Origin of the sequence: Neorhizobium galegae, from assembly GCF_021391675.1 — a bacterium.
In the GTDB taxonomy this organism is placed as follows: domain Bacteria; phylum Pseudomonadota; class Alphaproteobacteria; order Rhizobiales; family Rhizobiaceae; genus Neorhizobium; species Neorhizobium galegae_B.
Genome location: NZ_CP090095.1, coordinates 2131577 through 2158110 on the forward strand (window position 1 = coordinate 2131577; position 26534 = coordinate 2158110).

Annotated in this window: 26 protein-coding genes and 1 tRNA gene; 14 read left to right on the forward strand and 13 right to left on the reverse strand. The window is 61.8% G+C overall.

The window, feature by feature from the left end; genetic code table 11:
* Positions 1 to 47 precede the first annotated feature (47 nt).
* On the forward strand, positions 48 to 3449 hold the full coding sequence (locus tag LZK81_RS10670; RefSeq protein ID WP_233956218.1) for an AsmA-like C-terminal domain-containing protein: 3402 nt from the start codon (positions 48 to 50) through the stop codon (positions 3447 to 3449).
* A gap of 49 nt (positions 3450 to 3498) precedes the next feature.
* Here the strand turns inward: LZK81_RS10670 and tyrS are convergent, their stop codons facing one another.
* On the reverse strand, positions 3499 to 4752 hold the full coding sequence (tyrS, locus tag LZK81_RS10675) for a tyrosine--tRNA ligase (protein WP_233956220.1): 1254 nt from the start codon (positions 4750 to 4752) through the stop codon (positions 3499 to 3501).
* 269 nt (positions 4753 to 5021) lie between these two features.
* On the opposite strand from tyrS, the gene LZK81_RS10680 reads away from it, so the two are divergent.
* Positions 5022 to 6209: a sensor domain-containing diguanylate cyclase gene (locus tag LZK81_RS10680; RefSeq protein WP_046626435.1), complete on the forward strand. Its 1188-nt coding sequence runs from the start codon at positions 5022 to 5024 to the stop codon at positions 6207 to 6209.
* A gap of 57 nt (positions 6210 to 6266) precedes the next feature.
* Here LZK81_RS10680 and LZK81_RS10685 read toward each other — a convergent pair whose 3' ends face one another.
* On the reverse strand, positions 6267 to 6944 hold the full coding sequence (locus tag LZK81_RS10685) for an alpha/beta hydrolase (protein ID WP_233956222.1): 678 nt from the start codon (positions 6942 to 6944) through the stop codon (positions 6267 to 6269).
* A gap of 241 nt (positions 6945 to 7185) precedes the next feature.
* Here LZK81_RS10685 and LZK81_RS10690 point away from each other — a divergent pair, with 241 nt between their 5' ends.
* The 8 genes from LZK81_RS10690 to sufA all read left to right on the forward strand — a co-directional run bounded on the left by LZK81_RS10690 (position 7186) and on the right by sufA (position 14398).
* Entirely contained in the window at positions 7186 to 8352 is a 1167-nt protein-coding gene (locus LZK81_RS10690) for a cysteine desulfurase family protein (protein ID WP_233956224.1), read from the forward strand.
* A 147-nt stretch (positions 8353 to 8499) separates the two neighbouring features.
* Complete coding sequence (gene sufB / locus LZK81_RS10695; RefSeq protein WP_046611565.1) at positions 8500 to 9969, forward strand: Fe-S cluster assembly protein SufB; 1470 nt, start codon at positions 8500 to 8502, stop codon at positions 9967 to 9969.
* Entirely contained in the window at positions 9969 to 10190 is a 222-nt protein-coding gene (locus LZK81_RS10700) for a hypothetical protein (protein WP_046606810.1), read from the forward strand. Before sufB ends, LZK81_RS10700 begins: the two co-directional genes overlap by 1 nt.
* A gap of 39 nt (positions 10191 to 10229) precedes the next feature.
* The gene (sufC, locus tag LZK81_RS10705; RefSeq protein WP_046606811.1) at positions 10230 to 10985 is read left to right on the forward strand and encodes a Fe-S cluster assembly ATPase SufC; all 756 of its coding nucleotides are present in this window, start codon (positions 10230 to 10232) and stop codon (positions 10983 to 10985) included.
* A 24-nt stretch (positions 10986 to 11009) separates the two neighbouring features.
* The gene (sufD, locus tag LZK81_RS10710; protein ID WP_046611563.1) at positions 11010 to 12284 is read left to right on the forward strand and encodes a Fe-S cluster assembly protein SufD; all 1275 of its coding nucleotides are present in this window, start codon (positions 11010 to 11012) and stop codon (positions 12282 to 12284) included.
* Positions 12285 to 12297: 13 nt separating this feature from the next.
* The gene (locus LZK81_RS10715) at positions 12298 to 13539 is read left to right on the forward strand and encodes a cysteine desulfurase (RefSeq protein WP_233956225.1); all 1242 of its coding nucleotides are present in this window, start codon (positions 12298 to 12300) and stop codon (positions 13537 to 13539) included.
* An 11-nt stretch (positions 13540 to 13550) separates the two neighbouring features.
* Positions 13551 to 13931: an SUF system Fe-S cluster assembly protein gene (locus LZK81_RS10720; RefSeq protein WP_038586774.1), complete on the forward strand. Its 381-nt coding sequence runs from the start codon at positions 13551 to 13553 to the stop codon at positions 13929 to 13931.
* A 77-nt stretch (positions 13932 to 14008) separates the two neighbouring features.
* Positions 14009 to 14398, forward strand: a complete 390-nt coding sequence (gene sufA, locus LZK81_RS10725) for a Fe-S cluster assembly scaffold SufA (protein WP_233956226.1) — start codon at positions 14009 to 14011, stop codon at positions 14396 to 14398.
* A gap of 5 nt (positions 14399 to 14403) precedes the next feature.
* Here the strand turns inward: sufA and LZK81_RS10730 are convergent, their stop codons facing one another.
* From LZK81_RS10730 to LZK81_RS10750, 5 genes are all read right to left on the reverse strand, one after another.
* The gene (locus tag LZK81_RS10730) at positions 14404 to 15027 is read right to left on the reverse strand and encodes a GntR family transcriptional regulator (protein ID WP_233956227.1); all 624 of its coding nucleotides are present in this window, start codon (positions 15025 to 15027) and stop codon (positions 14404 to 14406) included.
* 123 nt (positions 15028 to 15150) lie between these two features.
* On the reverse strand, positions 15151 to 16356 hold the full coding sequence (locus tag LZK81_RS10735) for an ABC transporter permease (RefSeq protein ID WP_046606816.1): 1206 nt from the start codon (positions 16354 to 16356) through the stop codon (positions 15151 to 15153).
* The gene (locus tag LZK81_RS10740; protein WP_233956228.1) at positions 16346 to 17062 is read right to left on the reverse strand and encodes an ABC transporter ATP-binding protein; all 717 of its coding nucleotides are present in this window, start codon (positions 17060 to 17062) and stop codon (positions 16346 to 16348) included. Before LZK81_RS10740 ends, LZK81_RS10735 begins: the two co-directional genes overlap by 11 nt.
* Positions 17063 to 17073: 11 nt before the next feature.
* Positions 17074 to 18360 carry an efflux RND transporter periplasmic adaptor subunit gene (locus tag LZK81_RS10745; RefSeq protein WP_418936487.1) on the reverse strand — a complete coding sequence of 429 codons (1287 nt, stop codon included), beginning with the start codon at positions 18358 to 18360 and terminating at the stop codon, positions 17074 to 17076.
* A 36-nt stretch (positions 18361 to 18396) separates the two neighbouring features.
* Positions 18397 to 18720, reverse strand: a complete 324-nt coding sequence (locus LZK81_RS10750) for a hypothetical protein (RefSeq protein WP_233956230.1) — start codon at positions 18718 to 18720, stop codon at positions 18397 to 18399.
* A 142-nt stretch (positions 18721 to 18862) separates the two neighbouring features.
* Between LZK81_RS10750 and LZK81_RS10755 the strand changes: the two genes are divergently transcribed.
* Positions 18863 to 19123, forward strand: a complete 261-nt coding sequence (locus LZK81_RS10755; protein WP_046606819.1) for a DUF2171 domain-containing protein — start codon at positions 18863 to 18865, stop codon at positions 19121 to 19123.
* A gap of 83 nt (positions 19124 to 19206) precedes the next feature.
* Here LZK81_RS10755 and LZK81_RS10760 read toward each other — a convergent pair whose 3' ends face one another.
* The 3 genes from LZK81_RS10760 to LZK81_RS29255 form a co-directional block, all read right to left on the reverse strand.
* Positions 19207 to 19386 carry a hypothetical protein gene (locus LZK81_RS10760; RefSeq protein ID WP_233956232.1) on the reverse strand — a complete coding sequence of 60 codons (180 nt, stop codon included), beginning with the start codon at positions 19384 to 19386 and terminating at the stop codon, positions 19207 to 19209.
* Between the two features lie 93 nt (positions 19387 to 19479).
* Positions 19480 to 20058: an NADPH-dependent FMN reductase gene (locus LZK81_RS10765; RefSeq protein WP_233956234.1), complete on the reverse strand. Its 579-nt coding sequence runs from the start codon at positions 20056 to 20058 to the stop codon at positions 19480 to 19482.
* 120 nt (positions 20059 to 20178) lie between these two features.
* The gene (locus LZK81_RS29255; protein ID WP_255394352.1) at positions 20179 to 20304 is read right to left on the reverse strand and encodes a hypothetical protein; all 126 of its coding nucleotides are present in this window, start codon (positions 20302 to 20304) and stop codon (positions 20179 to 20181) included.
* Positions 20305 to 20526: 222 nt separating this feature from the next.
* Here LZK81_RS29255 and LZK81_RS10770 point away from each other — a divergent pair, with 222 nt between their 5' ends.
* A complete protein-coding gene (locus tag LZK81_RS10770) occupies positions 20527 to 20766 on the forward strand; it encodes a hypothetical protein (RefSeq protein ID WP_233956236.1) in 240 nt (79 codons plus the stop codon).
* 14 nt (positions 20767 to 20780) lie between these two features.
* On the opposite strand, the gene LZK81_RS10775 is transcribed toward LZK81_RS10770, so the two are convergent.
* Together LZK81_RS10775 and LZK81_RS10780 are read right to left on the reverse strand one after the other, a co-directional pair.
* On the reverse strand, positions 20781 to 22322 hold the full coding sequence (locus LZK81_RS10775) for a DegQ family serine endoprotease (protein ID WP_233956238.1): 1542 nt from the start codon (positions 22320 to 22322) through the stop codon (positions 20781 to 20783).
* A 931-nt stretch (positions 22323 to 23253) separates the two neighbouring features.
* Positions 23254 to 23329 (reverse strand) — tRNA-Lys (locus LZK81_RS10780).
* 206 nt (positions 23330 to 23535) lie between these two features.
* Between LZK81_RS10780 and LZK81_RS10785 the strand changes: the two genes are divergently transcribed.
* Both LZK81_RS10785 and LZK81_RS10790 read left to right on the forward strand, forming a co-directional pair.
* Complete coding sequence (locus tag LZK81_RS10785) at positions 23536 to 24294, forward strand: cytochrome c biogenesis CcdA family protein (RefSeq protein WP_046606911.1); 759 nt, start codon at positions 23536 to 23538, stop codon at positions 24292 to 24294.
* Between the two features lie 46 nt (positions 24295 to 24340).
* On the forward strand, positions 24341 to 25303 hold the full coding sequence (locus LZK81_RS10790) for an AEC family transporter (RefSeq protein ID WP_233956240.1): 963 nt from the start codon (positions 24341 to 24343) through the stop codon (positions 25301 to 25303).
* On the opposite strand, the gene LZK81_RS10795 is transcribed toward LZK81_RS10790, so the two are convergent.
* Positions 25280 to 26482 (reverse strand): UbiH/UbiF family hydroxylase, encoded by a 1203-nt coding sequence (locus LZK81_RS10795; RefSeq protein WP_233956242.1) that lies wholly within the window; start codon positions 26480 to 26482, stop codon positions 25280 to 25282. The genes LZK81_RS10790 and LZK81_RS10795 overlap by 24 nt on opposite strands.
* Between the last annotated feature and the right edge of the window lie 52 nt (positions 26483 to 26534).

A 26534-nucleotide genomic window follows, 5' to 3' on the forward strand; every position in this document is an offset into this window, starting at 1 on the left:
TCGCGCCCGGTCCGAATTCCATTGCAGAAAGACGAGTCCTCAGCCTGATGTCGGAAATTCGCGGAGAAAGGATCAGTTTCAGCCGGAAAGAACTCGTTCCGCTGCATGAATTGCCCTCCGCACAAGTCGAGGATCCGATCATCGTGCACTGCCCGCTGCCAAGCCGGCGGGGCAGGCGATTCGGCAAGACCGTGCTGCTTTTCCTCCTGTTGGTGTTTCTTGCGGTCGGTAGCGCCGTTTTCGCGATCGAGGGCGGCATGGTCGACAGCACGCTTTCGTCGCGCGCCCAGAGCGCCATCAACAACGCCATCGGTCCGCGTTACGTGGCTACTGTCGGCTCGACAGCCATCCGGTTCGATTCGAGGTTGCGCCTTGCGCTGGAGGCGCGCGACGTCGATATCGTCGAACAGGCGACCGGCCAACATCTGAGCCGCGCCGGCGCCATGCGCATGGCGGTCGATCCGCTGGCGCTTCTCGGCGGCCGGGTGTCGATCAAGCATATGGAGGCGGAACATATCCGTCTCGACACCGCCCAATTGCCCTCCGGCGATCCGTTGCCGATCTCGGAAGTCCGCATCGACGCGATGCCGGCGCTGCTGGAAGAGATTTTCCAGCGCCTCGACGAAGCTCGCGCGCTCATCGAGCGAACCGGGACGGGCTCCGTCAGCATCGCCGGTATCGAAATCCTGCTGCCGGCAGCACCTGGACGCAAGCCGATCGTGCTGGTCGTCGACGATCTCGAGTTGACGCGCAGCGCCGAAGGAGAGGTCGAGATCAACGGTGCGATCAGCCTCAACGGCCGCAAGGCGGTTCTCGTGGCAGCGTCGAAGACCGTCGAAGGGGTCACGTCGTCGCTCTCGGCCAAGCTGACGGGCCTCGAAGTGACATCTTTCATGCTGCAGCGAACCGAGGATGGCCGGCCGCGCGAGGGGATCGAAGGCTCTCTCGATCTCGATCTCTCGGCGGTTCGCTCACGCGAGGCCGTAAAGCCCGCTATCACCGCGACGCTTCGCCAGTCGCCCGGCCATTTCTATTTCGACGGCATCCAGCAGACCTTGAGCGGCGCCAATATCAATGTGGCCTACGACTTTTCGAAGAATTCGATCGAGCTGCTGAAATCCGAAGCCCGTTTCGGCCCGACCATCCTGCCGTTCACGGGCGCGATGATCGATCTCGACAGGCTCAATCCGGACGACAAGCGTCCCGGTTTCGGCCTCGACGTTCTGATCAGCGGGGCGACGGCCGTCGGCGCCACGACAAGCGAGCAGCCGGCGCGCTTCGATCTCAAGGCGAACGGGCGTTACCTGTCGGCGGATCGCGAGCTTCAGTTCGATGAAATGGGGGTTTCCAGCCCTCTCGGCCGCATGGCCGGATCCCTGAAGGTACGGTTCGGCAACCAGTCTCCCGAGATCAGTTTCGGGGCGCAACTGCCGCATATGGAAGTGACCGGGGTCAAGCAGCTCTGGCCGTTCTGGATGGCGCGGAAACCGCGCGACTGGGTGATGGACAATATGTTCGGCGGCACCATTACCAACGGTTCGATCGCCGTCTTCATTCCGGCCGGCCGGATGAAGGGTCCCGGCATTCCGATGGAGCTCGACAAGAACGAGCTGCAGATCGGCTTCGATCTCGCCGATGCCCGGATCAACCTGCCAGGCGACGTGCCCCCGCTGCGCGATATCGACGGCCGCTTCGATTTGAAGGGCGAGGTGATGCAGGTCGATGTCGCCCGCGCGTCCTCCTTCTTCCCATCCGGTCGGTTCGTCGCCGTCGAGGGCGGCCGGTTCTCGATCCCGTCCACCTATGCCAAGCCTTTGATGGCGGACCTTTCGCTCAAGATTGCGGGACCCGCCGACGCGCTGACCGAGCTTGCGAATTTCCGGCCGATCAACGCGTTGAAGGGGACCGAATTCAAGCCGGAGGATTTTACCGGCCATGCGCGCGTCGATCTCAAGGCCCATATGGGGCTGATCCTGGCGCACAATCCGCCGAAGCCGACCTGGAGCGCCCATGTCGCTCTCGAAGGCATCGATCTCGGACCGCAGTTTTCCGGTCGCAAGATCGGCGATCTGGATGGCACGCTCGAGATCGACAACCTCACGGCACGGCTCAGTGCCAAAGGGAAGATCGATGATGTGCCGGCCGATATCACGCTGGTCGAACCCGTCGGTCCGGCCTCTCCGACAAAGCGCGAGCGGATCATCAAGACCGTTCTCAACAACGATCAGCGAGAAAAACTCGCTCCCGGCCTCTCCGACGTCATCGATGGGACGGTGACGGCTCAGTTGACGCGGATCGACGAAACCCGTCAGACGGTCTCGCTCGATCTAAGCCGGGCGACGCTTTCCATCCCGTGGCTCGGCTGGACCAAGGGCGGCGGCATTCCGGCCAAGGCGCAATTCGAGCTGTCTGACACGGGAGAGCGTTCCGATATCCGCAATTTCGAACTCTCCGGCGACGGTTTTGGCGCGCGCGGCAGCTTCGCGCTTAATGGCGGGAGCCTGACGTCGGCGGACTTCTCGCATATGCAGCTCTCCCCGTCCGACAATTATGCGGTGAGCGTCAAACGCGCAAAGGGCAATTTCGACGTCTCGATCAGCGGCTCCGTCGTCGATATGCGGCCTGTCGTCACCAAGATACGCGGAGGCGGAAAAAGCGGCAGCGGCGCCAAGCGCGGTGACGACGATACGAGCAACGCCACCGTGCGCGGCAAGCTCGACCGCATGATCGGCTTCAACGACCAGACCCTCTCGAACGTGTCGTTCCTGTTTTCAAGCCGAGGCGGCACTATCTCGACGGCGGATTTTTCCGGCTCGACGGAAAGCGGGCAGGCGGTCGTCAGCGAGATGAATGCTGGCGACACGATCTCGATCACCAGCGGCGACGCGGGCGCTATCATCCGCTTCATGAACCTCTACGACAACATGCGCGGCGGACTCCTGAACCTGCGCCTGAAGGCGCAGGGCGATGCCTGGACCGGTGCCATCGACCTGCGCAATTTCGCGCTGGTCAACGAAGCCAAGCTCCAGTCTCTCGTCGCGACGCCGGATCAGGAGGGCCGCAGCCTGAACACGGCCACCAAAAAGAACATCGATGTCAATTCGGCAAAATTCCAGCGCGGTTTTGCAAGCCTGCTTTATCGCAATGGCTCGTTCGCCATAGAAAACGGCGTGGTGCGCGGCGAGCAGATCGGTGCGACCTTCCAGGGCATGGTGCGCGACGCAAAGGGCAATATGGAGATGACCGGGACGTTCATGCCGGCTTACGGCCTGAACCGTCTTTTCGGCGAGCTGCCGCTGATCGGCGCCATTCTCGGCAATGGCCGTGATCGCGGCCTGCTCGGCATCACCTTCAAGCTCGAAGGCCCGTTCGAAAAGCCGAGGCTGACCGTCAACCCGCTATCGCTGATCGCGCCCGGTATTTTCCGCCAGATCTTTGAATTCCAATAAAAAGGGCCGCGAAAGCGGCCCGTTTCAATTCACTGCCGAGGAGAGCGGTTCAGGCCGGACGCACCAGGATGTGCTTCTTCTTGCCGAGCGAGAGCTTGATCACCCCGTCGCCGGTGATTTCGCCGGTGCCGATGGTCATGCGTTCGTCGCTGACGGCCTGGTCGTTGATGCGTACCGCGCCGCCCTGGACGTGACGGCGCGCTTCACCGTTCGAACCGGCAAGGCCGGCGCGCACGATCAGCGACAGGAGGCCGATCCCGGCTTCGAGATCGGCAGCGGGGACCTCGACAGACGGCAGGTTTTCGGAAAGCCCGCCTTCCTCGAACGTCTTGCGGGCGGTCTCTGCTGCTTCTTCCGCCGCTGGGCGACCGTGCAGGATGGCCGTGATCTCGGTCGCGAGGATCTTCTTGACCTCGTTGATCTCCGAGCCGCCGAGCGCTGAAAGCCTTGCGATCTCGTCCATCGGCAGGGTCGTGTAGAGCTTCAGGAAGCGCGGGACGTCGGCATCCTCGGTGTTGCGCCAGTACTGCCAGAAATCATAGGCCGACAGCATGTCCGGGTTGAGCCAGATGGCGCCAGTCGCCGACTTGCCCATCTTGGCGCCGGAGGACGTGGTCAGGAGCGGCGAAGTCAGCGCGAAAAGCTGCTGCGTCCCCATGCGGTGACCGAGGTCGATGCCGTTGACGATATTGCCCCACTGGTCCGAGCCGCCCATCTGCAGCCGGCAGCCGGTCCGCTTGGCCAGTTCCACGAAGTCATAGGCCTGGAGGATCATGTAGTTGAATTCCAGGAAGGACAGCGACTGCTCGCGATCGAGGCGCGTCTTGACGCTCTCGAACGACAGCATCCGGTTGACCGAGAAGTGCCGGCCGACGTCGCGCAGGAACTCGAGGTAGTTGAGGCTGCGCAGCCAGTCGGCATTGTTGATCATCAGCGCTTGCCTCGGACCTTCGCCATAGGCGAGATAGTTCGAGAAGACGCGCTTGATCGAAGCGATATTGCCTTCGATCGTGTCGATGGTCATCAGCTGGCGGGCTTCGTCCTTGAACGAGGGGTCGCCGACCATGCCGGTGCCGCCGCCCATCAGCGAGATCGGCCGGTGGCCGGTCTCCTGCATCCAGTGCAGCATCATGATCTGGATCAGGCTGCCGGCGTGCAGGCTCGGCGCCGTCGGGTCGAAGCCGATATAGCCGGTGACGATTTCCTTCGAAAACAGTTCGTCGAGCCCGGTCTCGTCGGAGACCTGGTGGATGAAACCGCGCTCGTCGAGCGTGCGGAGGAAATCGGACTTGAACCTGGACATGATCTAACTCTGGCAGGGGTGGGTTTTGGGATATGTGGCCGCGCCTCTAGCACTGTTTTTGCCGGTAATCACTTCAAAAGTGATGTTGGGTGTGATCAGCGCTACGAATGGACGGCGGCCAACAAGAGGCCATGCCATTTTCGCGGGACGCAATAGCGGGTGCGAGAAGGGCAGGTTATGCATTAACGGTTTCTTGTTTCATACGCTTTTAACATCCGGCCCGGACGCGGTAACCTGGTGGTGTGCAGGTCTCCAGCATTGATGGGCTGATGAACGGGGCTGCCTTTTTCCTCGCGGTGAATTTTATCATCGCCATATGCTTCGGCGCGGTTTTCGTTGTGGTTTCCACGCGCAGCCGCTCGCGGACGGCTGCGCTCTGGTTTGCCGCCGCTTTTACCGTCGCCTCGCTCTCGTCAGTCTGCGAACTGCTGGTCGCCTATGCGTATCTCACGAAATTCTGGGCAATCTGCGCCTTCGCATCGGTGCTCGGCGGCATGACCCTGCTCAGGGTCGGTATCGGCAGTCTCTACGGCCGGAAGGTCGCGCCCGTCTGGGCGGGCTGTTTCCTGGTGACGGGCATCGGCCTCGACCTGCTGATCTATGACCTGCCGCGCGGAACGGCCGCGCATGCCTTTTCCTACCAGGCACCGTTTGCATTGGTGCTCCTTTCAAGTGCGGCGGCCATCTTTTCATCGATCCGCCGGCTGGCGATCGACCGGGCGCTTGGTTATCTGCTGCTGGCGACCGGCCTGCATTTCTTCGCCAAGGCGAGCCTTGCAGTGATTGCGGGGGCGGGCACGACCGCCAAGGATTATATCGGCACCAATTACGCGCTGATCTCGCAAAGCTCGACGGCGGTGCTGATGGTCGCGGTCGGATTGACGCTGCTGTCGGTTCTTGTCCTGGAGATCATGGCGGAAGAGCGCAGCAATTCGGAAAAGGATGCGCTTTCCGGTCTCGCCAATCGCCGCGGCTTCGAGAATGGCGTCAAGGCCGCGATGGCGATGGCGCCGAAGGCCGGGCACGCGGTTATCATCTGCGATCTCGATCATTTCAAGCGGATCAACGACACCTATGGCCACCCCGTTGGCGACCTGGTGATCCAGGCCTTCGGCGATCTTTTGCAGACAAGCGCTGCCAAGAATGCCGTGGTCGGCCGTATCGGCGGCGAAGAGTTCGCGATCTTCCTGCCGAGCACGACGCTCGACATGGCGACACTGTCTGCGCAGGCGCTCAGGGGCGGGACGATGGAGATAGCTGTCGGTGGGCTTGCGCCCTCCTTCGCGGTGACCGCGAGTTTCGGCGTGGCGGAGCTTGCGCCGGGCGGCGATCTTGCAGGGGCTATGCGGGACGCCGATGCCGCTCTCTACGAAGCCAAGCGCTCCGGCCGCAACCGCGTCAGGCAGGCGCGGCATATCGGCTCTCCGCAGCCGAAATCGATCAAAGCCGTCAAATGAAAACGGCCGCTGAAGCGGCCGTTTCCAGCAGTTTTTGCCAACAGTTTTTGAGAGCGATCAGCGAATGCGCTTGGCTGCCGGTTCCGGCACCAGTTCGCCGTTGAGGCGGCGATCAAGGTAGTCCTCGCATTCGGCCATCAGCGTTTCCACCTGACCGTTGAAGAAGTGATTGGCGCCCTCGACCATCCGATGGGTGATGAGGATACCCTTCTGCGTCTTCAGTTTTTCCACGAGCCCGTTGACGTCTTTCTCAGGTGCCACCTTGTCGCTGTCGCCGTTGATGATCAGGCCGGACGACGGACAGGGTGCGAGGAACGAGAAATCGTAGGTGTTCGGCTGCGGCGCGATCGACATGAAACCCTCGATCTCAGGACGGCGCATCAGGAGCTGCATGCCGATCCAGGCGCCGAAGGAATAACCGGCAACCCAACAGCTCTTCGAATCGGGATGCAGGCTCTGCACCCAGTCGAGCGCGGAGGCAGCATCCGAAAGCTCGCCGGCGCCATGGTCGAATTCGCCCTGACTACGCCCGATACCGCGAAAATTGAACCGCAGTGTCGTAAAACCGCGCTTCTGGAACATGTAAAAGAGCTGGTAGACGATCTGGTTGTTCATCGTGCCGCCGAACTGCGGATGCGGGTGCAGGATGATGGCGATCGGGGCGCTCTTTTCCCGGGAGGGCTGGTAACGACCTTCAAGGCGGCCGGCTGGGCCGTTGAAAATGACTTCGGGCATCGGTACTCCGGTCAATATGTTCAGGTTCCAAACGAGTATCACGTCGAGTTTGACTTGACGAAGACGCTCAGCTTTTCTAAACTCAGTTTAGAACCATTCGAAACTTTGGGCTGCATGCTGGATGCGCGCCCGATGCGATGTCTCTTACGGCAAGGCCGACGGAAATTTCAAGGAAAATGCGGGTCCCCCGTCCGCCCGTGTGTAATTCAACATCTATCTAGAAACGGAAGCCGATCAGGCAATGGCACTGAACCGCACATATCTGGACTGGAACGCGACCGCGCCCTTGAGCGCGCCGGCCCGCGCCGCCATGCTGGATGCGTTGCAACTGCCCGGCAATGCCTCGTCGGTTCACGGCGAGGGCAGGGCGGCACGCGCCGCAATCGACAAGGCGCGCCGGCAGGTGGCAGCGCTGGTCGGTGCAGAGCCCCCGCATGTGACCTTCGTCAGCGGCGCGACGGAAGCCGCCAACCACGTCCTGACCCCGGATTTCCGCATGGGCCGGGCGCCTTTGGCGATGAGCCGTGTCTATGTCTCTGCGATCGAGCATCCGGCGATCCGCGAAGGCGGTCGCTTTGATCCGGCCCAGGTGACCGAAGTGCCGGTGACGCCGGCGGGTATCGTCGATCTTTCCGCACTTGAGGCGCTGCTGGCCGAACACGACCGGAGCGTCGGCATGCCGATGGTCGCGGTGATGCTGGTCAACAATGAGACAGGCATTGTCCAGCCCGTGGCAGACGTTGCGGCGATCGCCCATGCCCATGGCGGCTTGATGGTGGTGGACGCCGTGCAGGCGGTCGGCCGTATTCCTGTGGACATCAATGTGCTGGATGCGGATTTCCTGATCCTGTCGTCGCACAAGATCGGCGGTCCGAAGGGTGTCGGCGCGCTCGTCTCGCGCGGCGAAGTGCTGATGCCGAAACCGTTGATCCGTGGTGGCGGCCAGGAAAAGGGCCATCGCTCCGGCACGGAGAATTTCCACGCCATCGTCGGGTTCGGCGCGGCGGCTCAGGCCGTGCGCGAAAACCTTCATGAGCGCAATGCCGCGACCGAAGCGCTGCGCAACCGGCTGGAAGCGGGAATGCGCCAGGCTGCCCCGGATGCGATCATCCATGGCGAGGAAGTTCTGCGCGTGGCGAATACCTGCTTTTTCACTTTGCCGGGGCTGAAATCGGAAACCGGGCAGATCGCTTTCGATCTCGAAGGTATCGCGCTGTCCGCGGGCTCCGCCTGCTCGGCGGGAAAAGTCGGTGAAAGCCATGTTTTGACGGCGATGGGACATGATCCGAAGCTCGGAGCTTTGCGGATTTCTCTCGGCGTCGACACGACGGAAGACGATATCGCGCGGGCGCTTGCCGCCTTCGCCAAGATTGCCGGCCGGCGAAAATCGGCGGGCGAGGCGGCGTGACCGCTTCCAAAATTGCGCATGCGCAAATTTCCGCTTGCCAAAAGGTGTGAAAACCGCCTTCTGGCGCCTACATAAGGGTGGCGATTGTCCCCCCGGAATGATGACAAGAATTGCCGGAATTTGAACCGGCAAGATTTGGAGTATGACATGGCTGCCGTGCAGGAAACAATCGATCAGGTTCGCCTAATCGATGTGGACCAGTACAAATACGGTTTTGAAACCGTCATCGAAGTGGACAAGGCGCCAAAGGGTCTTTCGGAAGATATCATCCGTTTCATCTCCGCCAAGAAGCAGGAGCCGGAATGGATGCTGGAATGGCGTCTCGACGCCTATCGTCGCTGGCTGACCATGGAAGAGCCCACCTGGGCGCGCGTCGAATATCCGAAGATCGATTTCAACGACCTCTACTATTACGCCGCGCCGAAGAGCACCGCCGGCCCGAAGTCGCTTGAAGAAGTCGATCCGGAACTGTTGAGGGTCTACGAGAAGCTCGGGATTCCGTTGCGCGAACAGGAGATTCTGGCTGGCGTCGAGACGCCCCGGGTCGCTGTCGACGCCGTCTTCGACTCCGTCTCGGTCGTGACGACCTTCAAGAAGGAACTGCAGAAGGCCGGCGTGATCTTCATGTCGATCTCCGAGGCGATCCGCGAACATCCTGAGCTGATCAAGAAATATCTGGGCTCGGTCGTTCCGACCTCGGACAATTTCTACGCGACGCTGAACGCCGCCGTGTTCACCGACGGTTCCTTCGTCTTCGTGCCGAAGGGCGTGCGGTGCCCGATGGAACTGTCCACCTATTTCCGCATCAACGAGAAGAACACCGGCCAGTTCGAACGCACGCTGATCATTGCCGAGGAAGGCGCCTACGTCTCCTACCTCGAAGGCTGCACGGCGCCGCAGCGCGACGAGAACCAGCTTCATGCCGCCGTGGTCGAACTCGTCGCCCTCGACGACGCCGAGATCAAGTATTCGACGGTGCAGAACTGGTATCCGGGCGATGCGCAGGGCAAGGGCGGCATCTACAACTTCGTCACCAAGCGCGGCGATTGCCGTGGCGCCCGCTCGAAGATCTCCTGGACCCAGGTCGAGACCGGTTCGGCGATCACCTGGAAATATCCGAGCTGCATTCTTCGCGGCGACGACAGCCGCGGCGAGTTCTATTCGATCGCCGTTTCTAACGGTTATCAGCAGATCGACAGCGGCACCAAGATGATCCATCTCGGCAAGAACACGTCGAGCCGCATCATCTCTAAGGGCATTTCCGCCGGCAATTCGAACAATACCTATCGCGGTCAGGTGTCGATCAACCGCCGGGCCGCGAATGCGCGCAATTTCACCAACTGCGACTCGCTCCTGATCGGCGACAAGTGCGGCGCCCATACCGTGCCCTATATCGATGTGAAGAACGCCTCGGCGCAGATCGAGCACGAAGCGACGACCTCGAAGATTTCCGACGACCAGAAGTTCTACGTCATGCAGCGCGGCATTCCCGAAGAGGAAGCCATCGCGCTGATCGTCAACGGCTTCGTCAAGGACGTCATCCAGCAATTGCCGATGGAATTCGCCGTCGAGGCCCAGAAGCTGATCGGCATTTCGCTTGAGGGGAGCGTCGGCTGATGAACGAGAAGGTCGAAAACCTGATCTTGGAGCATCTACGTGCCATGCGCGCGGACATGCGCAAAATGGCTGACGACATCCATACGCTCCGTGCGGAAATGACCGCGACGCGCGCGCATATGGCTGGTGTCGCAAGTCTTCAGGATCACGACCACGGCGATATCGCTGCTATCAAGGTCCGATTGGACCGCATCGAGAATAGATTGGACCTGGTGGATTAACTCCTCCCCGGCTCCCCATGAAAATCGAAAGACGAGATCATGCTTGAGATCAAGAACCTGCACGCCCGTATCGCCGAAGACGGCACCGAAATCATCCGCGGCCTGAACCTCACCGTAAAGGCCGGCGAAGTTGCTGCCATCATGGGCCCGAACGGTTCCGGCAAGTCGACGCTGTCCTATATCCTCGCAGGCCGCCAGGATTACGAAGTCACCGAGGGCGACATTCTCTATAACGGCGAGAGCATTCTGGAACTCGACCCGGCCGAGCGTGCGTCCAAGGGCATCTTCCTCGCCTTCCAGTATCCGCTCGAAATTCCGGGCGTCGCCACCATGCAGTTCCTCAAGGTCGCGATGAACGAGCAGCGCAAGGCGCGCGGCGAAGCGGAACTGACGACGCCGGACTTCATCCGCCGCGTCAAGGATGCCGCCGAAAAGCTGAAGATCGACCAGGCGATGCTGCGTCGTCCGCTGAACGTCGGTTTCTCCGGCGGCGAGAAGAAGCGCGCCGAGATCCTGCAGATGGCGCTGCTCGAGCCAAAACTTTGCATCCTCGACGAAACCGACAGCGGCCTCGACATCGATGCGCTGAAGATCGTCGCCGACGGCGTCAACGCGCTGAAATCGCCGGATCGCGCCACGATCGTCATCACCCACTACCAGCGCCTGCTCGATTACATCGTGCCGGACACGGTCCACGTTCTCTACAAGGGCCAGATCATCCGCTCCGGCGACAAGGCGCTTGCGCTTGAGCTGGAAGAGAACGGCTATGCCGATATCATCGGGGAAGCGGCTTAAGCGGCCCCAGGGAAGGATGTTGTCATGAACATGCAGACGACAAGCCGTCTCACGGCTGCCGAAACCGCGTTGGTCGAAGCTTTCGGCGCCCAGATCGGCGAACTGCCGGGCAATGGCGCCGTCATCGGCACACGGGATCGGCTTCTGGACGAGCTCAAGAAGGCCGGCCTGCCGACCCGCCGCGTCGAGGCCTGGCATTATACCGACCTCAAGAACCTGCTGCGCAGCGTCCCCGACGTGACGCTGGTTTCCGCCATCGATCCGATCGCGCCTCTGGTCGAGGGCTCTAAGGTCCTTTCGATCCTGCAGGGTGCTGCCGATGCGAAGGCCGCCGTTGACGGCGTCGAGATCGCGCTCTTCAAGGACAGGCTCGCCGATGGTTCGGCCGCTGCCGGTCTGACGGCGCTCGACAAGGATGACGCGATCGGCCGCATCAACGGCAGTTTCGTGCGCGATGGTTATGCGATCACGGTTCCGGCCGATACGGAATTGGACGCGCCGATCGAACTGCAGGCCCTGCATGCCGCGGGCCAGGTCCATACGCGCTTCGCGGTTTCGTTCGGGGCCGCATCCAGGGCGACGATCATCGAACGTCACCGGTCGGTGACGGAAGATGCCGCGCTCGTGTCCTCGATCAGTGACATCACGCTGGAAGACGGCGCCGATATCACCTGGATCATCCTGCAGACTCAAGGCGCGGCTGACACCCATCTTGGCCAGATCCGCGTCCAGCTCGGCACCGATGCCAAGCTGCGCCTTTTCGTCATCAATGCCGGCGGAAAGCTGGTGCGCCAGGAACTGCGGATCGACGTGGCAGGCGAGGGCGCCGAACTGACGCTGCGTGGCGTCAACCTGCTCGGCGCCGAAAGCCACACGGATGTCACGCTGGTTCTCGGCCACAACGTGCCGAACACCAATTCGACGGAAATCATCCGCAACGTCGTGTTCGACCGCGCCAACGGCGTCTTCCAGGGCATGATCCGGGTCGCTCCGGATGCCCAGAAAACCGATGCCAAGATGTCCTGCAATACGTTGCTTCTGACAGACGATGGCGGGTTCTCGGCCAAGCCCGAGCTCGAAATCTTCGCCGACGACGTCGTCTGCGGCCATGGCGCGACGGTTGCCGATATCGAAAGCAGCCACCTCTTCTATCTGATGGCGCGCGGCGTTCCGGAAAACAAGGCACGGGCCATGCTGGTCAACGCCTTCGTCGCCGAGATCGTCGAGGAACTCGAAGAAGAAAAGCTGGTCGAAGCGCTGGAAGGCGTCATTTCGGCCTGGCTTGAAAGACACGCCTGATAAGGGGCTTGATATGGACCAGAGTGCACCCTCGACGACCTACGATGTGGAAGCGATCCGCCGGGATTTTCCGATCCTGTCGACGATGGTGCACGGCAAACCGCTGGTCTATCTCGACAACGGCGCCTCGGCCCAGAAGCCGCAGGTGGTGATCGACGCGATCAGCCACGCCTATTCCAGCGAATATGCGAACGTCCATCGCGGCCTGCATTTTCTCTCGAATGCGGCGACCGAAGCCTATGAGGCGTCGCGCGAAAAGGTGCGCCGGTTCCTGAATGCCGGTTCGGTAGACGAGATCGTCTTCACCAAGAACTCGACCGAGGCGATCAACACGGTCGCCTACGGCTGGGGCATGCCGAATATCGGTGCCGACGACGAGATCGTCGTGACGATCATGGAGCACCATTCCAACATCGTGCCCTGGCATTTCATCCGCGAGCGGCAGGGCGCCAAGCTGGTCTGGGTGCCGGTCGACGACGAGGGTGCCTTCCATATCGAGGATTTTGAAAAGTCTCTTACCGAAAAGACCAAGCTCGTCGCCATCACCCATATGTCGAACGCGCTCGGCACGGTGGTTCCGGTCAAGGAAATCTGCCGCATCGCCCATGAGCGCGGCATCCCGGTTCTGATCGACGGCAGCCAGGGCGCCGTGCACATGCCGGTGGATGTCCGCGACATCGATTGCGACTGGTACGTGATGACCGGCCATAAGCTTTACGGCCCGTCCGGCATTGGCGTGCTGTATGGCAAGTCGGACCGGTTGAGAGAGATGCGGCCGTTCCAGGGCGGCGGCGAGATGATCGTCGATGTCACGGAAGATATCGTCACGTATAACGACCCGCCGCACCGTTTCGAAGCGGGTACGCCGCCGATCGTCCAGGCGATCGGGCTCGGTTATGCGCTCGACTACATGGACAAGATCGGCCGCGCCGCGATCGCCCGCCACGAGGCGGATCTCGCCGCTTACGCCGCGGAACGCCTGCGCGCCATCAACTCGCTGAGGATCATCGGCAATGCGCCGGGCAAGGGCGGAATCTTCTCCTTCGAACTTGCTGGCATCCATGCCCATGATGTCTCGATGGTGATCGACCGCAAGGGCGTGGCGGTCCGCGCCGGCACCCATTGCGCCATGCCGCTCTTGAAGCGGTTCGGCGTCACCTCCACATGCAGGGCATCGTTCGGCATGTATAATACCCGTGCCGAAGTGGATGCGCTGGCCGATGCGCTCGACTACGCGCGAAATTTCTTTGCTTGAGGACTATTGCCATGGCCGCCGATGAAACGGAATTGAAGTGGGATGCCCGCGAAGGACTGATCCAATCCGCCATCCCGGCCGATGAGTTGGCGCGACTGAGCGACGACGTGATCGGAGCGCTGAAAACGGTCTATGATCCGGAAATCCCTGCCGACATCTTCGAACTCGGTCTGATCTACAAGATCGACATCGAGGACGACCGCATGGTGAAGATCATGATGACGCTGACGGCACCCGGCTGCCCGGTCGCCGGCGAAATGCCGGGCTGGGTGGAAAATGCCGTCGGCGCCGTCGAAGGCGTGTCCGGCGTCGAAGTCGAGATGACCTTCGATCCGCCGTGGACGCCGGAGCGCATGTCCGAAGAGGCCCAGGTGGCTGTCGGCTGGTATTGATCGGTTAATCGGTCGGTACTACATTTGAATCGTGAAACACCGGACCTTGAATCCGTGTGCGGAAGGAGAATGAGCCCATGGGCTTCGCCATTATGACCATGACCGATGCCGCCGCGACCCGCGTCAAGCAGCTCGTCGCCAATTCCGGACCGGAGGCCAAGGGCCTGCGTGTCGGGATCAAGAAGGGCGGCTGCGCCGGCATGGAATACACGGTCGATCTCGTCGCCGAACCCAATGCCAAGGACGACAGGATCGAGCACGACGGCGCGAGCGTCTGGATCGAGCCTTCCGCCGTGCTTTATCTCCTCGGCACCCAGATGGATTTCGAAGTCACGCAGATGCGTTCGGGCTTCACCTTCGTCAATCCAAACCAGACGTCTGCCTGCGGCTGCGGCGAGTCGGTCGAGCTGAAGCCTGCGGATCTCGCTGCGCTCGCAAAGCAGCGCGAAGCCGAAGTCCACGCCTGATTACCTTATGAATTCGTCATATAGTCGAGGAGCGTCTCCATCGCTCTTCGCGCAGCGTCGACGTCGCCCGCACGGATGGCGCGGATAACGGCGACATGCTGGGTCACCGCCTGATCCAGCCGTTCGATAGAGGCCGTCGAAAACCACCGCCGCCGCGTATGGGTCTGGAGCGGTGCCAGCGCCGAGGTCAGGAACCGGTTGGGGCAGGCCTCCTCAAGGGCTTCGTCGAAACGCTTGTCGGCATCCAGGAAGCCGTGAATGTCACCGGTCGCCGCTGCGGCACCCATTGCTTTGGCGCAGTCGAGCAGGGCGCTGCGTTGCTCATCGCTGGCATGTTCCGCCACCAAGGCTGCTGCAACCGGTTCGAGCTGGCGCCGCACCTGCATGATGCTGTCGTGGTCGCTCTCGATGATCTCGGTGACCTGCAGCCCGACGCGCGGGCGCACCCGCATCAATCCCTGCCATTCGAGTTTCTGGATCGCTTCGCGCACTGGCGTGCGGCCTTGGCCCGCAAGGCCGATGAGCTGCTTTTCCGTAACCAGCGCGCCGGGCGGCAGCTTCATGGTGACGATCAGGGTTTCAAGCCGACGGTAGGCCTGTCTGCTGAGCAATTCTGCTTCGGCTGCCATGGTGATCCTCTCTGATATATCAGAAAGTGACATGTCGCATTTGGAATGGCAAGCCGAGTTGATATATCAGTCTGCAGTATACAGTTGTTCGTCGGCGCCCCTGGCGGCCAGAGGCCGCTTTGCTCATTCGTGGCGGAGCGCTTCGATCGGATTGAGCTGCGCCGCGCGCCGGGCCGGGAAATACCCGAACACCATGCCGATCGCCGCCGAGAAGGCGAAAGCAAGCAGGATGATTGTCGGGCTGGCGACGAAGGGCACGCCGAGGAAGCTGACGACGCCATAGGCAAGCGCAAGGCCGGCAATGATGCCGCTGACGCCGCCGAAGATCGACAGCATCACCGCTTCGACGAGGAACTGCGTCAGCACCTGCCGCTCAAGGGCGCCGATCGCCAGGCGAATGCCGATCTCGCGGGTGCGTTCGGTGACCGAAACCAGCATGATGTTCATGATGCCGATGCCGCCGACCAGCAGGCTCACGGCCGCGACAGCGCCGAGCAGGCCGGTCAGCAGCACCGTCGTGCCGGTCATCGCGGCGGCGATCTGCGACATGTCGTTGACCGAGAAGTCATCCTCGCGGCCGATGGCGATCCTGCGCCGTTCGCGCAGCAGGCTTTCGACGTCCGACTGGACTTTTGTGGTCGCCACGCCGTCCTGCGCCGACAGGATGATGCTGCTGATCGTCGTCGTGCCGCCGATCCGCCGCTGGTGCAGTTTCAAGGGCATGATGACCGTGTCGTCCTGGTCGTCGCCCATGCCCGACTGGCCCTTGACGGCGAGCACGCCGACCACCGGGCAGGCGACATTGCTGACGCGGATATTCTGTCCGACCGGGTTGGCCGCGCCGAAGAGTTCCTTGCGCACGGTCTCGCCGATGATGCAGGCAGCCTGGCTGCCGCGGTCCTCGTTGGCGAGGAACGACCGGCCGAGCGAGAGGTCCCAATCCTGGGCAATGAGATAATCGTTGTTGGTGCCGATCACGCTCGACGAATGATTGGCGCCTCCTGCAATCACGGTCGCCGTGCCGCGGTTCACGGGCGCCACTGCGCGAAGCCCGGTCACCTGTTCCTGGATCGCCAGGACATCCTTGTCGTTGAAGCGCTTGGCCTCGCTGCTGGCGCGTCCCGGTCCCCATTGACCCGGACGGACGAACAGCGTGTTGGTGCCGAGGCGAGAAAGTTCGGCCTGCACCTTCGCCGTCGTGCCGTTGCCGACCGTCACCATGGCGATGACCGCTGCCACGCCGATGACCACGCCGAGCACGGTGAGGAAGGAACGCAGCATGTTGCGGCTGATCGCCCGCCACGCCAGTTTCGCCGTCTCAAAGAACATGGTCGTGCTCCTTCACCTGCGCCTGATCGGAGGCGAGGCGTCCGTCGACGAAGCGCAGGAGCCGCTTGCCATAGGCAGCGATATCCTCCTCATGGGTGACCATGATCACGGTAATGCCGTTGTCGCGATTGAGCCGGGTGATCAATTCCATGATCTCGGCGCTGGTTTTGGTGTCGAGATTGCCGGTCGGTTCGTCGGCGAGCAGCACGGCGGGATCGGTGACGATGGCACGCGCGATCGCCACGCGCTGCTGCTGGCCGCCCGACAGTTCCTGGGTCGTGTGGCCCTCGCGCCCCTTGAGGCCCACCTGTTCCAGCGCGATGAGTGCGCGCTTGCGCCGCTCGCGGTGATCCATGCCGCGATAGACGAGCGGCAGTTCGACATTCTCGACCGCGGATGTGCGGGCAAGCAGGTTGAACCCCTGGAAGACGAAGCCGAGCATGTGACGCCGCAGCAGCGTCAGCTGCGCGCGGTCGAAGCCGCTCGTCGGAATGCCCTGGAACAGATATTCACCGGATGAGGGCATGTCGAGCCCGCCGATGATGTTCATTGCAGTGGACTTGCCGGAACCGGACGGCCCCATGATCGATACGAACTCGCCCGCCGTGATCGACAGGTCGATATGATCGAGAGCACGGATCGTCGCTTCGCCGTGCCCGTAGAACTTCGAGACCTGTCTGAAGGCGATGATGGGAGGGAGCGGCATCAAAACCCTCCTCAGCTCGCGCGGGCGACGGCGTCCGTGATCAGCAGATCGCCTTGCTTGACCTCGCCGGATTTCAGCACGGTGAACTGTCCGTCGGTCGGGCCGGTCTCGACCTGAACCCGTGTCGGCACGCCGGCGCGCAAGACCCAGACGGCACGGCCTGCACTCGAGGTACTGTCGCCACCGCGATTGCCGCGCGGACGGGGCGGTGCGAAGAGCCGGGTGAGGAAATTGCCGCGGCTGCGCGCCGTCGTCGGCGGCGAGTAGCGCAGCGCCGCGTTCGGCACGAGGAGCGCGTCGGTGACCGATTGCACGGTGATGTCCGCAGTTGCCGTCATGCCGGGACGCAGCAGCAGATCGGCGTTGTCGACCGTCAGGATTGCCTTGTAGGTGACGACGTTGGAGACGGTTTCGGAGGCGAAGCGCACCGCCTGGATGGTGGCCGGAAAGTTGCGATCGGGATAGGCGTCGACCGAGAATTTCGCCGACTGGCCTTCCTGGACGTGGCCGACATCCGCCTCGTCGACGGCGACCTGCAGTTCCATGCGCTTCAGGTCGCCGGCGATGGTGAAGAGCACCGGCGCATTGAGCGAGGATGCGACAGTGGCGCCCGGATCCACGTCGCGGGTCAGCACGATTCCATCGATCGGCGAAACGATCCTGAGCTTCAGAAGGTTGAGCTCCGAGAGCCGCAGATTGGCTTCGGCGGAAAGAACCGACGCCTCGTTGACGGCCTTGGTGGCGAGTGCCGAATCATAGGTGAATTTCGCGGCGTCGAGCTCTTGCTGGGTGGAAATGCGGTTGCTGACGAGACCGGTCAGGCGGTCGAAGGAGTTTTTGGCCGAGGCGGCTTCCGCTTCGGCCTTCAGCACGTTGGCCCTTGCCGAAGCGAGCTGGGCGCGGGCGCTCTGAACGTCCGCTTCCTGCTTGTTGGTGTCGAGTTCGGCGAGCACATCGCCCTGCTTGACGGCGCTATTATAGCTGACATGGACCTTGCGGACGGTGCCGGACAGTTCGCTCGATATGTCCACCTGATCGGTCGGCTGGACCGAGCCGGTCGCCGTGACGATGACCGAGAGGCCGCCGCGCTTTGCCGGCTGGGTGGTGTAGTCGTAGCGTGGGCCGCTGCTGCCGAAATAGCTGTAGGCGCCTGCCGCGGCGGCAACGACAACGATAAGGACCGTCGGCCAGACCCAGCGGCGCTTCTTGCGCTGGTTTCCCGAAGTGGCCAGGATCGCGGCGAGATCGGGCGTGCCGCTGGTCTTTGTTGCCGGGTCGGGGGTGTTCTGCACGTTCAACGGTCTGTCCTTTGCTGGGGTGCGATACAACCGGGACTAAATCTCCCGCAGCGCCGTCCTGCGGCGTAAATCCGCCGGAAGCATGGTCGCTGGACGGAATTCTTCTGCTCTCTCAATGACATAAAACCGGAATCGATAAAACTTAAATATCGGTAACCTGGGGAGTGAAGGAATAATTGCCGCTTCGTCCTGCATTGAAGGCCTGATAGTAGTAATGGAGCGTAAAAATAAGGGTGTTCTTTCAGTATTGCTGTTAGAAAAGTCTCTATTTTGGCTTGCGCTTTCGCAGCTATTCTGACGACCCGCGGCGCCTGCCACGCCGCTGATGATCTTGTGTTCACCCTGACCAATAAAACCCAAGGCACACTCGACCGGAGGGCGTGGACAGCAGTTCCGGACGTTCCTCGCGAGTGGCCTGTTTTGTGAAAGCCTCGCATTTTCGAAGAGCATGCATCGATATCCCCGTTCATGCGTTGTCGAAACGCAGAAAAGGAAATTTCCCATGATCGATGCTGCAAGAATCAAGGAACACGCCGAAGTCATTGGCGCGGATGGCGCCCATGTTGGAACGGTCGACCGCGTCGAAGGTAGCCGTATCAAGCTGACCAGGAAGGACAGTGGCGAGGGCGGCCATCGAGGCCACCATCACTTCATTCCGCTGGAACTGGTCGCCGATATCGAAGGCGACAGAGTTCGTCTTTCGGCAGCCGGCGATGTCGCGGTGACATTCGAAGAGGAAGAGGGCGGCAAGGCCGTTCATTGATCGGTTCAATATAAATAAGGCCGGCGCCTGGAAAGAGGCGCCGGCCTTTTCGTATTTTCGATCCCAATCCTACCGCGTCGAGATCACTGCGTCGAACCTGGAACGCCGAAGCGTTCCGGCAGGAAGGCGGTCTCCGCCGGAGGACCGCTGAGGCGATCCGACTTCGTGCTGGCGGTCGGTCCGGCGGGATGCATCAGAAGGGCGACGATAAGGCCGCCGGCGATGGCGGATCCCAACGCAATCAGGACATTCTGGGCGCTCATGGCTACGGCTCCTCTATAGCCTGACAACCCCCGGAAAACAGGAAGGTTCCGGCCGGAACCGGAACCTTGAGATCAATGTCGCGTGACAGGCGATCAGGCCTTTTCGCGGGCCGTCTTGAGGGCCGTTGCCCACCAGGAAAGGTCGTCCAGCATGGTCTTCACGCCGGGTTCCAGATGGGCGAGTTCCGACAGCGCCTTGCCCTGCTGCCAGACCGCGAAGAAATCGGCGCCCTGGATATGCACGCCCGGACGGGTCGGAACCATCTGCAGCTCGACAGCGATCGTGCGGAAGTGTTCGACCGCACGGGCGCCGCCGACGCTGCCGTAACCGACGGCTGCCGCGGGCTTGCGGTTCCATTCCGGATAGGAATAGTCGAGCGCGTTCTTGAGCGCGGCCGTGATCGAGCGGTTGTACTCGGCAATCACGAAGATATAGCCGTCGAATTCGGCGACCTTCTTCTGCCAGCGCTGACCGACTTCGTTCTCGGTGGGGACCCAGGCGTTCGAAGCTTTTTCGTTGAAGAACGGCAGCGGGAAATCGCGCAGGTCGACGATCTCGAATTCCATATCGTCGCGCTTGGATGCCGTCTCATAAATCCACTGTGCCGGCTTGTCGCCGAACCGGACGTCACGCGTGCTGCTGATGATGATCGCAATCTTTGGCCTGGCCATGAAAACCTCTCGCTTTGGAAAATGGATTGGGTGGGGCAGCAGGAATATGGCGGTAGGGCCGGAGCGGTCAAGCAGATCCCAGGGGCATGCCGGAAAGATCGACCGCCTCACGCGATCGTGTCAGTTCTGGGCTGAGAGTTCCGTGGGAGAAGCCATGATGTCGCCACCGCCGAGCGACTGGTCGGCATATTTGAATGCCAGGATGCTGAGGACCGAAACGATCATGACCACGAATATAATGCGCATAAAGATGCTCCTTCGGCCGGGCAAACGTCTTTTGCCTACGAAGGTTCCGGCGCGGGTTTCATCAGGAAGCGGTAATTCACGCTTAAGTTTTGGTTAAGGCGAGATTGACTCTACCGTTACGACGCGCCTGACTTTCGGCAGGCGGCTCCCATCTAAGCCCGGATGACTGAGTTCCATAGAACGTGGATGAGGGCGGCCGCTGAAGCAAGGAGCTATCGGCGAATGTATATCCTGGCGGCCGAGATCGTGAGCAGCCAAGCCGCTCCCGGCGAATTGAAGAGAGCGGCCCGTAGGGTGTCTAAGGCTCTGGAGGACGTTGTGGACAAACCGATCGCCGATGCGCTGGTGCTTGCGCGGGCGAGGGCAAGGTTTGCGGAACTCGTCGCCGCGTTGGAGGGGAGTGTGGGCGGGACCAAACGACCGCCGCCCGGTCGCGACAACCGGGCGGCGCCGAGAAGATAAGGCAAGGCCGATGTTCAGCCGATCGAGAAGGGGACGGCGACGAAGGTCTGGTTCTCGCCACGCTGGATGAGGAACAGGACGGACTTGTGCCCGGATTTGCCGGCTTCCGCGACCGCCGCCTTGGCTTCCTTCGCCGACTTGACGGGCTGCTGGTTGATCGAGACGATGATATCTCCGGGCTGTAGGCCGGCGTCGGCAGCCGGCTTGTCGGGGGCGACGCTCTCGATTACCGCGCCGTTTTCCCGACGCGGCAGGTTGAGCGCCTCGCGGATATCCGGCGTGAGGTCGGCAAGACCGATCCCGATGGTCGGAACGCGCTGGGCGCCCTGCGTGGACTTGTCGCCATTGTCGGCGGAAGCCTGCTGCTGGTCGGGTTCGTTGCCGCCAACCGTGATGCTGAGATTGCGGCTTTGACCCTGACGCCAGACGGTCAGGCCCTCCTTGGCGCCGGGCGTCAGGTCGGCGACCATGCGCGACAGATCCCGCGGCGACTTGATCTGCTGGCCGCCGAGCGCGGTGATGACGTCGCCGGTCCGGATGCCGGCCTTGGCTGCCGGTGTGTCGTCGTTGACATTGGCGACCAGCGCGCCTTCCGGCTTGTCGAGACCTATGGCGCTCGCCACATCCGCCGTCACCGGCTGGATCTGCACTCCGATGAAGCCATGCTCGATCGAGCCGTCCTTCATCAGCTTGGCGACGACCTTCTGGGCCTGGTCGGAAGGGATGGCGAAGCCGACGCCGACGCTGCCGCCGTTGGGGGAATAGATCGCCGTGTTGATACCGACGATCTTGCCCTCGAGATCGACCAGCGGGCCGCCGGAATTGCCATGGTTGATCGGTGCATCGATCTGGATGAAATCGTCATAGGGGCCGCTGTGAAGATCGCGGCCGCGGGCCGAAACGATGCCGGCGGTGACGGTCGTGCCGATGCCGAACGGATTGCCGATCGCGAGAATCTGGTCGCCGGCATTGAGCTTGTCCGAATCGCCCCAGGCGATCGTCGCCAGCGGCTTCGGCGCGTTGATCTTGATGACGGCGAGATCGGATTTCGCGTCGGCGCCGATCAGCTTGGCCGGGACGTCGGTGCCGTCGTCGAGCGTCACCTTGATATCGATCGCGTTGTCGATCACGTGATTGTTGGTGACGATGTAACCGTCGGCAGTGACGACAAAGCCGGAGCCGAGAGCTTCGGTCCGGGGAGCCTGACGCTGCTGCGGCATATGGCGCGGCATGGGAATGCCCTGCTGGCCGAAGAACTGCCGGAACTGCTCGTCGAATGGCGAATTGTCGTCGAAGGACGAACTGTCATCCGAAGCGACGTTCTGCGCCTTCATCGTGGTGGTAATGGTGACGACGGCCGGTTTGTCGGCGGAAACGATCGGTGCGAACGAACCACCCGGAGCGACGATGCCGGAAACGGAGCCGGCAGCAGTTGTTGCCGTGGTTGCTGCATGCGCCGCATTGGTGCCGAGAATGACCGGCACGGAGAGCGGGACCGCAACGATGGCGGCGCTAAGAAGTGCCGCGATCCGATGTTTGCGAAGGATATTTGACATGGAGGTCTTCCTTTCAATCTGCAGCCCTTGAGCCGGGAGGCGGCGCATTGGGGCGAAGGGGATCGGAGCCGCGCGATGAGCGCGGCCGATCGGTTGTGGTTCTGGAGATTTGCGAAGCTGAAAAGCCGGCTTTGCGGGCAAGCCGTTGCATCAGAAAACCGGTTCACGGGAAGGCGGGTGAAGCGGCTTCGACCGCCTGGCTATCGAAGTCGATCGCCGGGCGGTCCGGTGAGGTGCATGACCGGGCAGGGCGCCGGCGACACGGGGGAAGGCTGGTTTATTGAGACGAGCGAGCGCATATCTGAGCTCCACCTTCGGCAAACGGTTGTGAAACTGGCTCTGCCGTCACGGCCTCTCCGGCCGTCGGCGTCATTCAGTCTTGAAGATAGAATTACGCCCCAAAGCGTCGAAGGTCAGCTTAACAATAAATAAGGTTTGAAAGCCTTCATCTGCCGAATTTTAGGCCAAATGCTCCGCCCGAGAGATGTCCTTGATCTCACGAAATAAGATATTTCAAGGGCTTGGCGCCGCACCCAGAGTTTTCGCCCTGCCGCCGCAAACGTGACCTGGCTGTAATGATTGGCGTTCGCTCTGAAGATGAGCAAATTGTAATGGGTGAGGCGGGGCTTTTTGCGATGCGATTGAGCGACCCGGATCCAAGACCGAATCTAAAAATGGACGGCCGACGTGATCTCGTGGCAGCGACGTGACGTCAATCGGTCGCCCGACCCCGTTCTAAAGTTAACGGCAGTCGCGTCCTGATCGGCTTGTGACAGACCGGCTGGACTTCGTCCACCCACATTGTGACGAAGCAGGCGCACCGATTCTACCCACCACGGCAAACGAGATAGCGCGCGTAGCCTTGGCCCAAGCGCATCAAGCCACTGCAATCGCATTGGTATCCGTTTAAATGTGTGATTTAGTTGATTTATGGTGAGAGCGTCGGGGTTCGAACCCGAGACCTACTGATTAAAAGTCAGTTGCTCTACCAGCTGAGCTACGCTCTCCCGCGGCCGCGGATGAGCGCGTCCTTGAAAGTGCGCGGAACATAGGCAGGTGACCTCTTGCGGTCAACCCGCAAAAACAGCAAAAATGCGGCTATCTGACGCTTTTGCTTGGCCATGCGAAAAGGTGATTGGCATTCGCTGCCTCGGGCCATTACCTCAAGCGCAAGACGCAGGGCCCCCGAACGGCCTGCCATCCGGAGCCACACGTGTCGATTGCCGAAATATCCCTGCTGAGCGCGCTTCTTGCCGGCGCCCTATCGTTTCTCTCTCCCTGCGTGCTGCCCCTCGTGCCGCCTTATCTCTGTTATATGGCGGGCATTTCGGTCGAGCAGTTCCGCGGCGGCGGTGGTGCGGCGGTTATCGAATCGCGGAGCGGCACCCGCCGGGCGGTACTGAAGTCGGCGCTGTTCTTCACGCTCGGTTTCGCCACCGTCTTCGTGGCACTCGGGGCCGGCGCGTCGACGATCGGCGTGCTCTTGCGCCAGCATCTCGATCTGCTGTCCAAACTCGGCGGCCTGATCATCATCGTCATGGGACTGAATTTTCTGGGTGTTTTCCGGATAGGCCTTCTCGCCCGCGAGGCACGCTTCCAGGGCGGTGGCCAGCCGGCGACGCTCTCCGGCGCCTATGTCATGGGACTTGCCTTCGCTTTCGGCTGGACCCCCTGCATCGGCCCGGTGCTTGGCGCCATCCTCGGCGTTGCCGCATCCCGCGATACGGTCGGCGAGGGAGCGGCATTGCTCGCCATCTATTCGCTGGGCCTGGCCGTGCCGTTCTGGATCGCCGCCGGCTTCTCCGGTGCGTTCATGCGGTTCCTCACCCGCTTCCGCCGCCATCTGGGCATGGTCGAGAAGGTCATGGGAGCCTTCCTGGTTCTGACCGGGCTCGCTTTCATCTTCGGTTTCGTCACTTCGGCCGCAATCTGGTTCCAGCAGACCTTTCCAATCCTGATGCAAATCGGCTAACGGAAAAGCGTCTTCCAATACGGCCCGGTCAGCGGGCAGGGTACCGATGGCCGATATCATTGCATTGCTGTTGCCCTTCTTCGGCCTGATCTTGATCGGCTATCTGGCCGCGAGAGTGACGAAACAGCCCGCTGAAGCGCTGGGCTGGATGAATACGTTCATCATCTACGCGGCCCTGCCGGCGCTGTTCTTCAAGCTCGTTTCCCGCACCCCGGTCGAGCAGCTGACCCGGGCCGACTTCATCTTCGGCGAGATCGGCGCAACCTACCTGGTCTTCTTCGTTCTCTTCCTGATAGGCTTCTTTTTGCGTCGCAATTCGTTCGCCGATTGCACCATCCAGTCGTTTGCCGGCGCCTACGGCAATATCGGCTATATGGGACCGGGTCTGGCGCTGCTCGCTTTCGGCGAGGCGGCAGCGGTGCCGGTGGCGCTGATCGTCTGCTTCGAGAACGCCGCGCATTTCATCGTAGCGCCTGCGATGATGGCGGTGGCCGGCGGCGACAAACGCCCAGCCAGCCAGGTGGCCGGCGATATCGTCCGGAAAGTCGTACTGCACCCGTTCATCATCTCGACGGCGCTCGGATTCTGCTTCGCGGCATTTGCCGTGCAGCCGCCTGCTGCCTTCCAGCGGCTCATCGATTACCTCGCTCAGGCGGCGGCCCCTTGCGCGCTGTTTGCCATGGGGGTGACGCTGGCGCTCCGGCCGATCAAGCGTGTGCCGGTGGAGATCAGCTATATCGCGGTCTCCAAGCTGATCCTGCTGCCGATGACGACCTATACGGTCCTGTCGCTGATCGGCAATTTCGATCCCGTGTGGATCTATTCCGCGACCTTGCTTTCGGCACTGCCGACGGCGACCAACGTTTTTGTCATCAGCCAGCAATACGGCGTCTGGCAGGAGAGGGCGTCGGCCAGCATCCTGATCATCACCGGCGCCTCAGTGGCGACACTGCCGGTGCTGCTCTACCTCATCAACTCCGGAACGTTACCGCCGGATCTCTTTCCGTAAGGCATCGACGACGGCGCGCAGGCCCCGACCCGGTTCGATACCTTCCCGCATCAGCAGATTGCGCAGCGGCGGCGCATTGGTGAGGATGTGCAGGCCGGCGGCGCGCAGCATCTGGACGGGCAGGAAATCCGACAGCAGCGAACGGTTGAGGAGATCGACGCCGACCGTGCGGCTGACGATATCCGGCCCGCGGCGCCGGTTGAAGCGATCGCCGGCATCGGCTGCAATCGGGCGGTCGCTGGTGGCGACAAGCAATTCCGAAAGCGCGATGATGTCGCGCAGCGACAGGTTGAGGCCCTGCGCTCCGATCGGCGGAAAGGCATGCGCTGCCTCGCCGATCAGCGCCAGCCGACCCTTGCCGAACCGCTCCGCCATCAGGCTGGAAAGCGGCCATGCCTGCGCCTTGCCCTCGACCTTCACCTTGCCGAGCATCGATTGCATGCGGTCTTCGACCAGCCGCGACAGTTCCTCGATTGGAAGCTCGACGAGACGGCGGGCTTCATCCGGCTTCACGACCCAGACGAGGCTGGAACGCAGGCCCGGCAGGGGAACCTGCGTGAACGGCCCGCTTTCGGTATGGAATTCGGTCGAGATATTGCCGTGCGGCAGGCTATGGGCGAAATTCAACACTGCCGCCGATTGTGGATAGGACCAGCGGCGCACGCCGATGCCGGCGGTTTCACGGGCCTTCGAATTGCGCCCATCGGCGGCGGCGACGAAGTCGGCACTGATCGAGGCGCCGTCCGACAGCGTCAGCATGGCTCGTTCGGCCGAGAAGTCGAAGGTCTCGACGCTTTGCGCGATTTTGCTGATATTGGATTCGGCGGCAACGGCGGCATCCAGCGTTTCCGACAGCGCGCGGTTGGGAATGTTGTAGCCGAAGGCGTAGAGCCCGACGTCCTGCGCCCGGAATTGCGCCGTCGGTGCACGGAGCAGCCGTTTGGTACCGTCGATGATCTGCATGACCGAAAGCGGGGCGGCAGAAGGCGCAATGTCCTCCCAGACGCCAAGCCGTTCGAGAAAACGGATGGATTGGTCCATCAGCGCGGTCGTGCGTTCATCGGCCTTTTCGGATGGCGGTGCGATCAGCGCTACCTTGCGGCCGGCACGCGCGAGTGCCAGAGCGGCAACCGATCCGGAAAGTCCCCCGCCCACCACCGCAATCTCGAAATGCTGCATGTCCGTCGTCCTGCGCTGCAAATGTACGATGGATTATCTAGAGCTTCGCGGC

Bases quoted from the DNA above. Each gene is read 5' to 3' on its own strand.
- LZK81_RS10790 (WP_233956240.1), top strand. From the start codon at position 24,341: ATGGCCGATATCATTGCATTGCTGTTGCCCTTCTTCGGCCTGATCTTG.
- LZK81_RS10740 (WP_233956228.1), bottom strand. From the start codon at position 17,062: ATGCCGCTCCCTCCCATCATCGCCTTCAGACAGGTCTCGAAGTTCTAC.
- LZK81_RS10760 (WP_233956232.1), bottom strand. From the start codon at position 19,386: ATGAGCGCCCAGAATGTCCTGATTGCGTTGGGATCCGCCATCGCCGGC.
- LZK81_RS10700 (WP_046606810.1), top strand. From the start codon at position 9,969: ATGAACGAGAAGGTCGAAAACCTGATCTTGGAGCATCTACGTGCCATG.
- sufA (WP_233956226.1), top strand. From the start codon at position 14,009: ATGGGCTTCGCCATTATGACCATGACCGATGCCGCCGCGACCCGCGTC.
- LZK81_RS10735 (WP_046606816.1), bottom strand. From the start codon at position 16,356: ATGTTCTTTGAGACGGCGAAACTGGCGTGGCGGGCGATCAGCCGCAAC.
- LZK81_RS10720 (WP_038586774.1), top strand. From the start codon at position 13,551: ATGGCCGCCGATGAAACGGAATTGAAGTGGGATGCCCGCGAAGGACTG.
- LZK81_RS10715 (WP_233956225.1), top strand. From the start codon at position 12,298: ATGGACCAGAGTGCACCCTCGACGACCTACGATGTGGAAGCGATCCGC.
- sufD (WP_046611563.1), top strand. From the start codon at position 11,010: ATGAACATGCAGACGACAAGCCGTCTCACGGCTGCCGAAACCGCGTTG.
- sufB (WP_046611565.1), top strand. From the start codon at position 8,500: ATGGCTGCCGTGCAGGAAACAATCGATCAGGTTCGCCTAATCGATGTG.
- LZK81_RS10755 (WP_046606819.1), top strand. From the start codon at position 18,863: ATGATCGATGCTGCAAGAATCAAGGAACACGCCGAAGTCATTGGCGCG.
- LZK81_RS10670 (WP_233956218.1), top strand. From the start codon at position 48: ATGTCGGAAATTCGCGGAGAAAGGATCAGTTTCAGCCGGAAAGAACTC.
- LZK81_RS10795 (WP_233956242.1), bottom strand. From the start codon at position 26,482: ATGCAGCATTTCGAGATTGCGGTGGTGGGCGGGGGACTTTCCGGATCG.
- LZK81_RS10685 (WP_233956222.1), bottom strand. From the start codon at position 6,944: ATGCCCGAAGTCATTTTCAACGGCCCAGCCGGCCGCCTTGAAGGTCGT.
- tyrS (WP_233956220.1), bottom strand. From the start codon at position 4,752: ATGTCCAGGTTCAAGTCCGATTTCCTCCGCACGCTCGACGAGCGCGGT.
- LZK81_RS10775 (WP_233956238.1), bottom strand. From the start codon at position 22,322: ATGTCAAATATCCTTCGCAAACATCGGATCGCGGCACTTCTTAGCGCC.
- sufC (WP_046606811.1), top strand. From the start codon at position 10,230: ATGCTTGAGATCAAGAACCTGCACGCCCGTATCGCCGAAGACGGCACC.
- LZK81_RS10690 (WP_233956224.1), top strand. From the start codon at position 7,186: ATGGCACTGAACCGCACATATCTGGACTGGAACGCGACCGCGCCCTTG.
- LZK81_RS10680 (WP_046626435.1), top strand. From the start codon at position 5,022: ATGAACGGGGCTGCCTTTTTCCTCGCGGTGAATTTTATCATCGCCATA.
- LZK81_RS29255 (WP_255394352.1), bottom strand. From the start codon at position 20,304: ATGCGCATTATATTCGTGGTCATGATCGTTTCGGTCCTCAGCATCCTG.
- LZK81_RS10730 (WP_233956227.1), bottom strand. From the start codon at position 15,027: ATGGCAGCCGAAGCAGAATTGCTCAGCAGACAGGCCTACCGTCGGCTT.
- LZK81_RS10765 (WP_233956234.1), bottom strand. From the start codon at position 20,058: ATGGCCAGGCCAAAGATTGCGATCATCATCAGCAGCACGCGTGACGTC.
- LZK81_RS10770 (WP_233956236.1), top strand. From the start codon at position 20,527: ATGTATATCCTGGCGGCCGAGATCGTGAGCAGCCAAGCCGCTCCCGGC.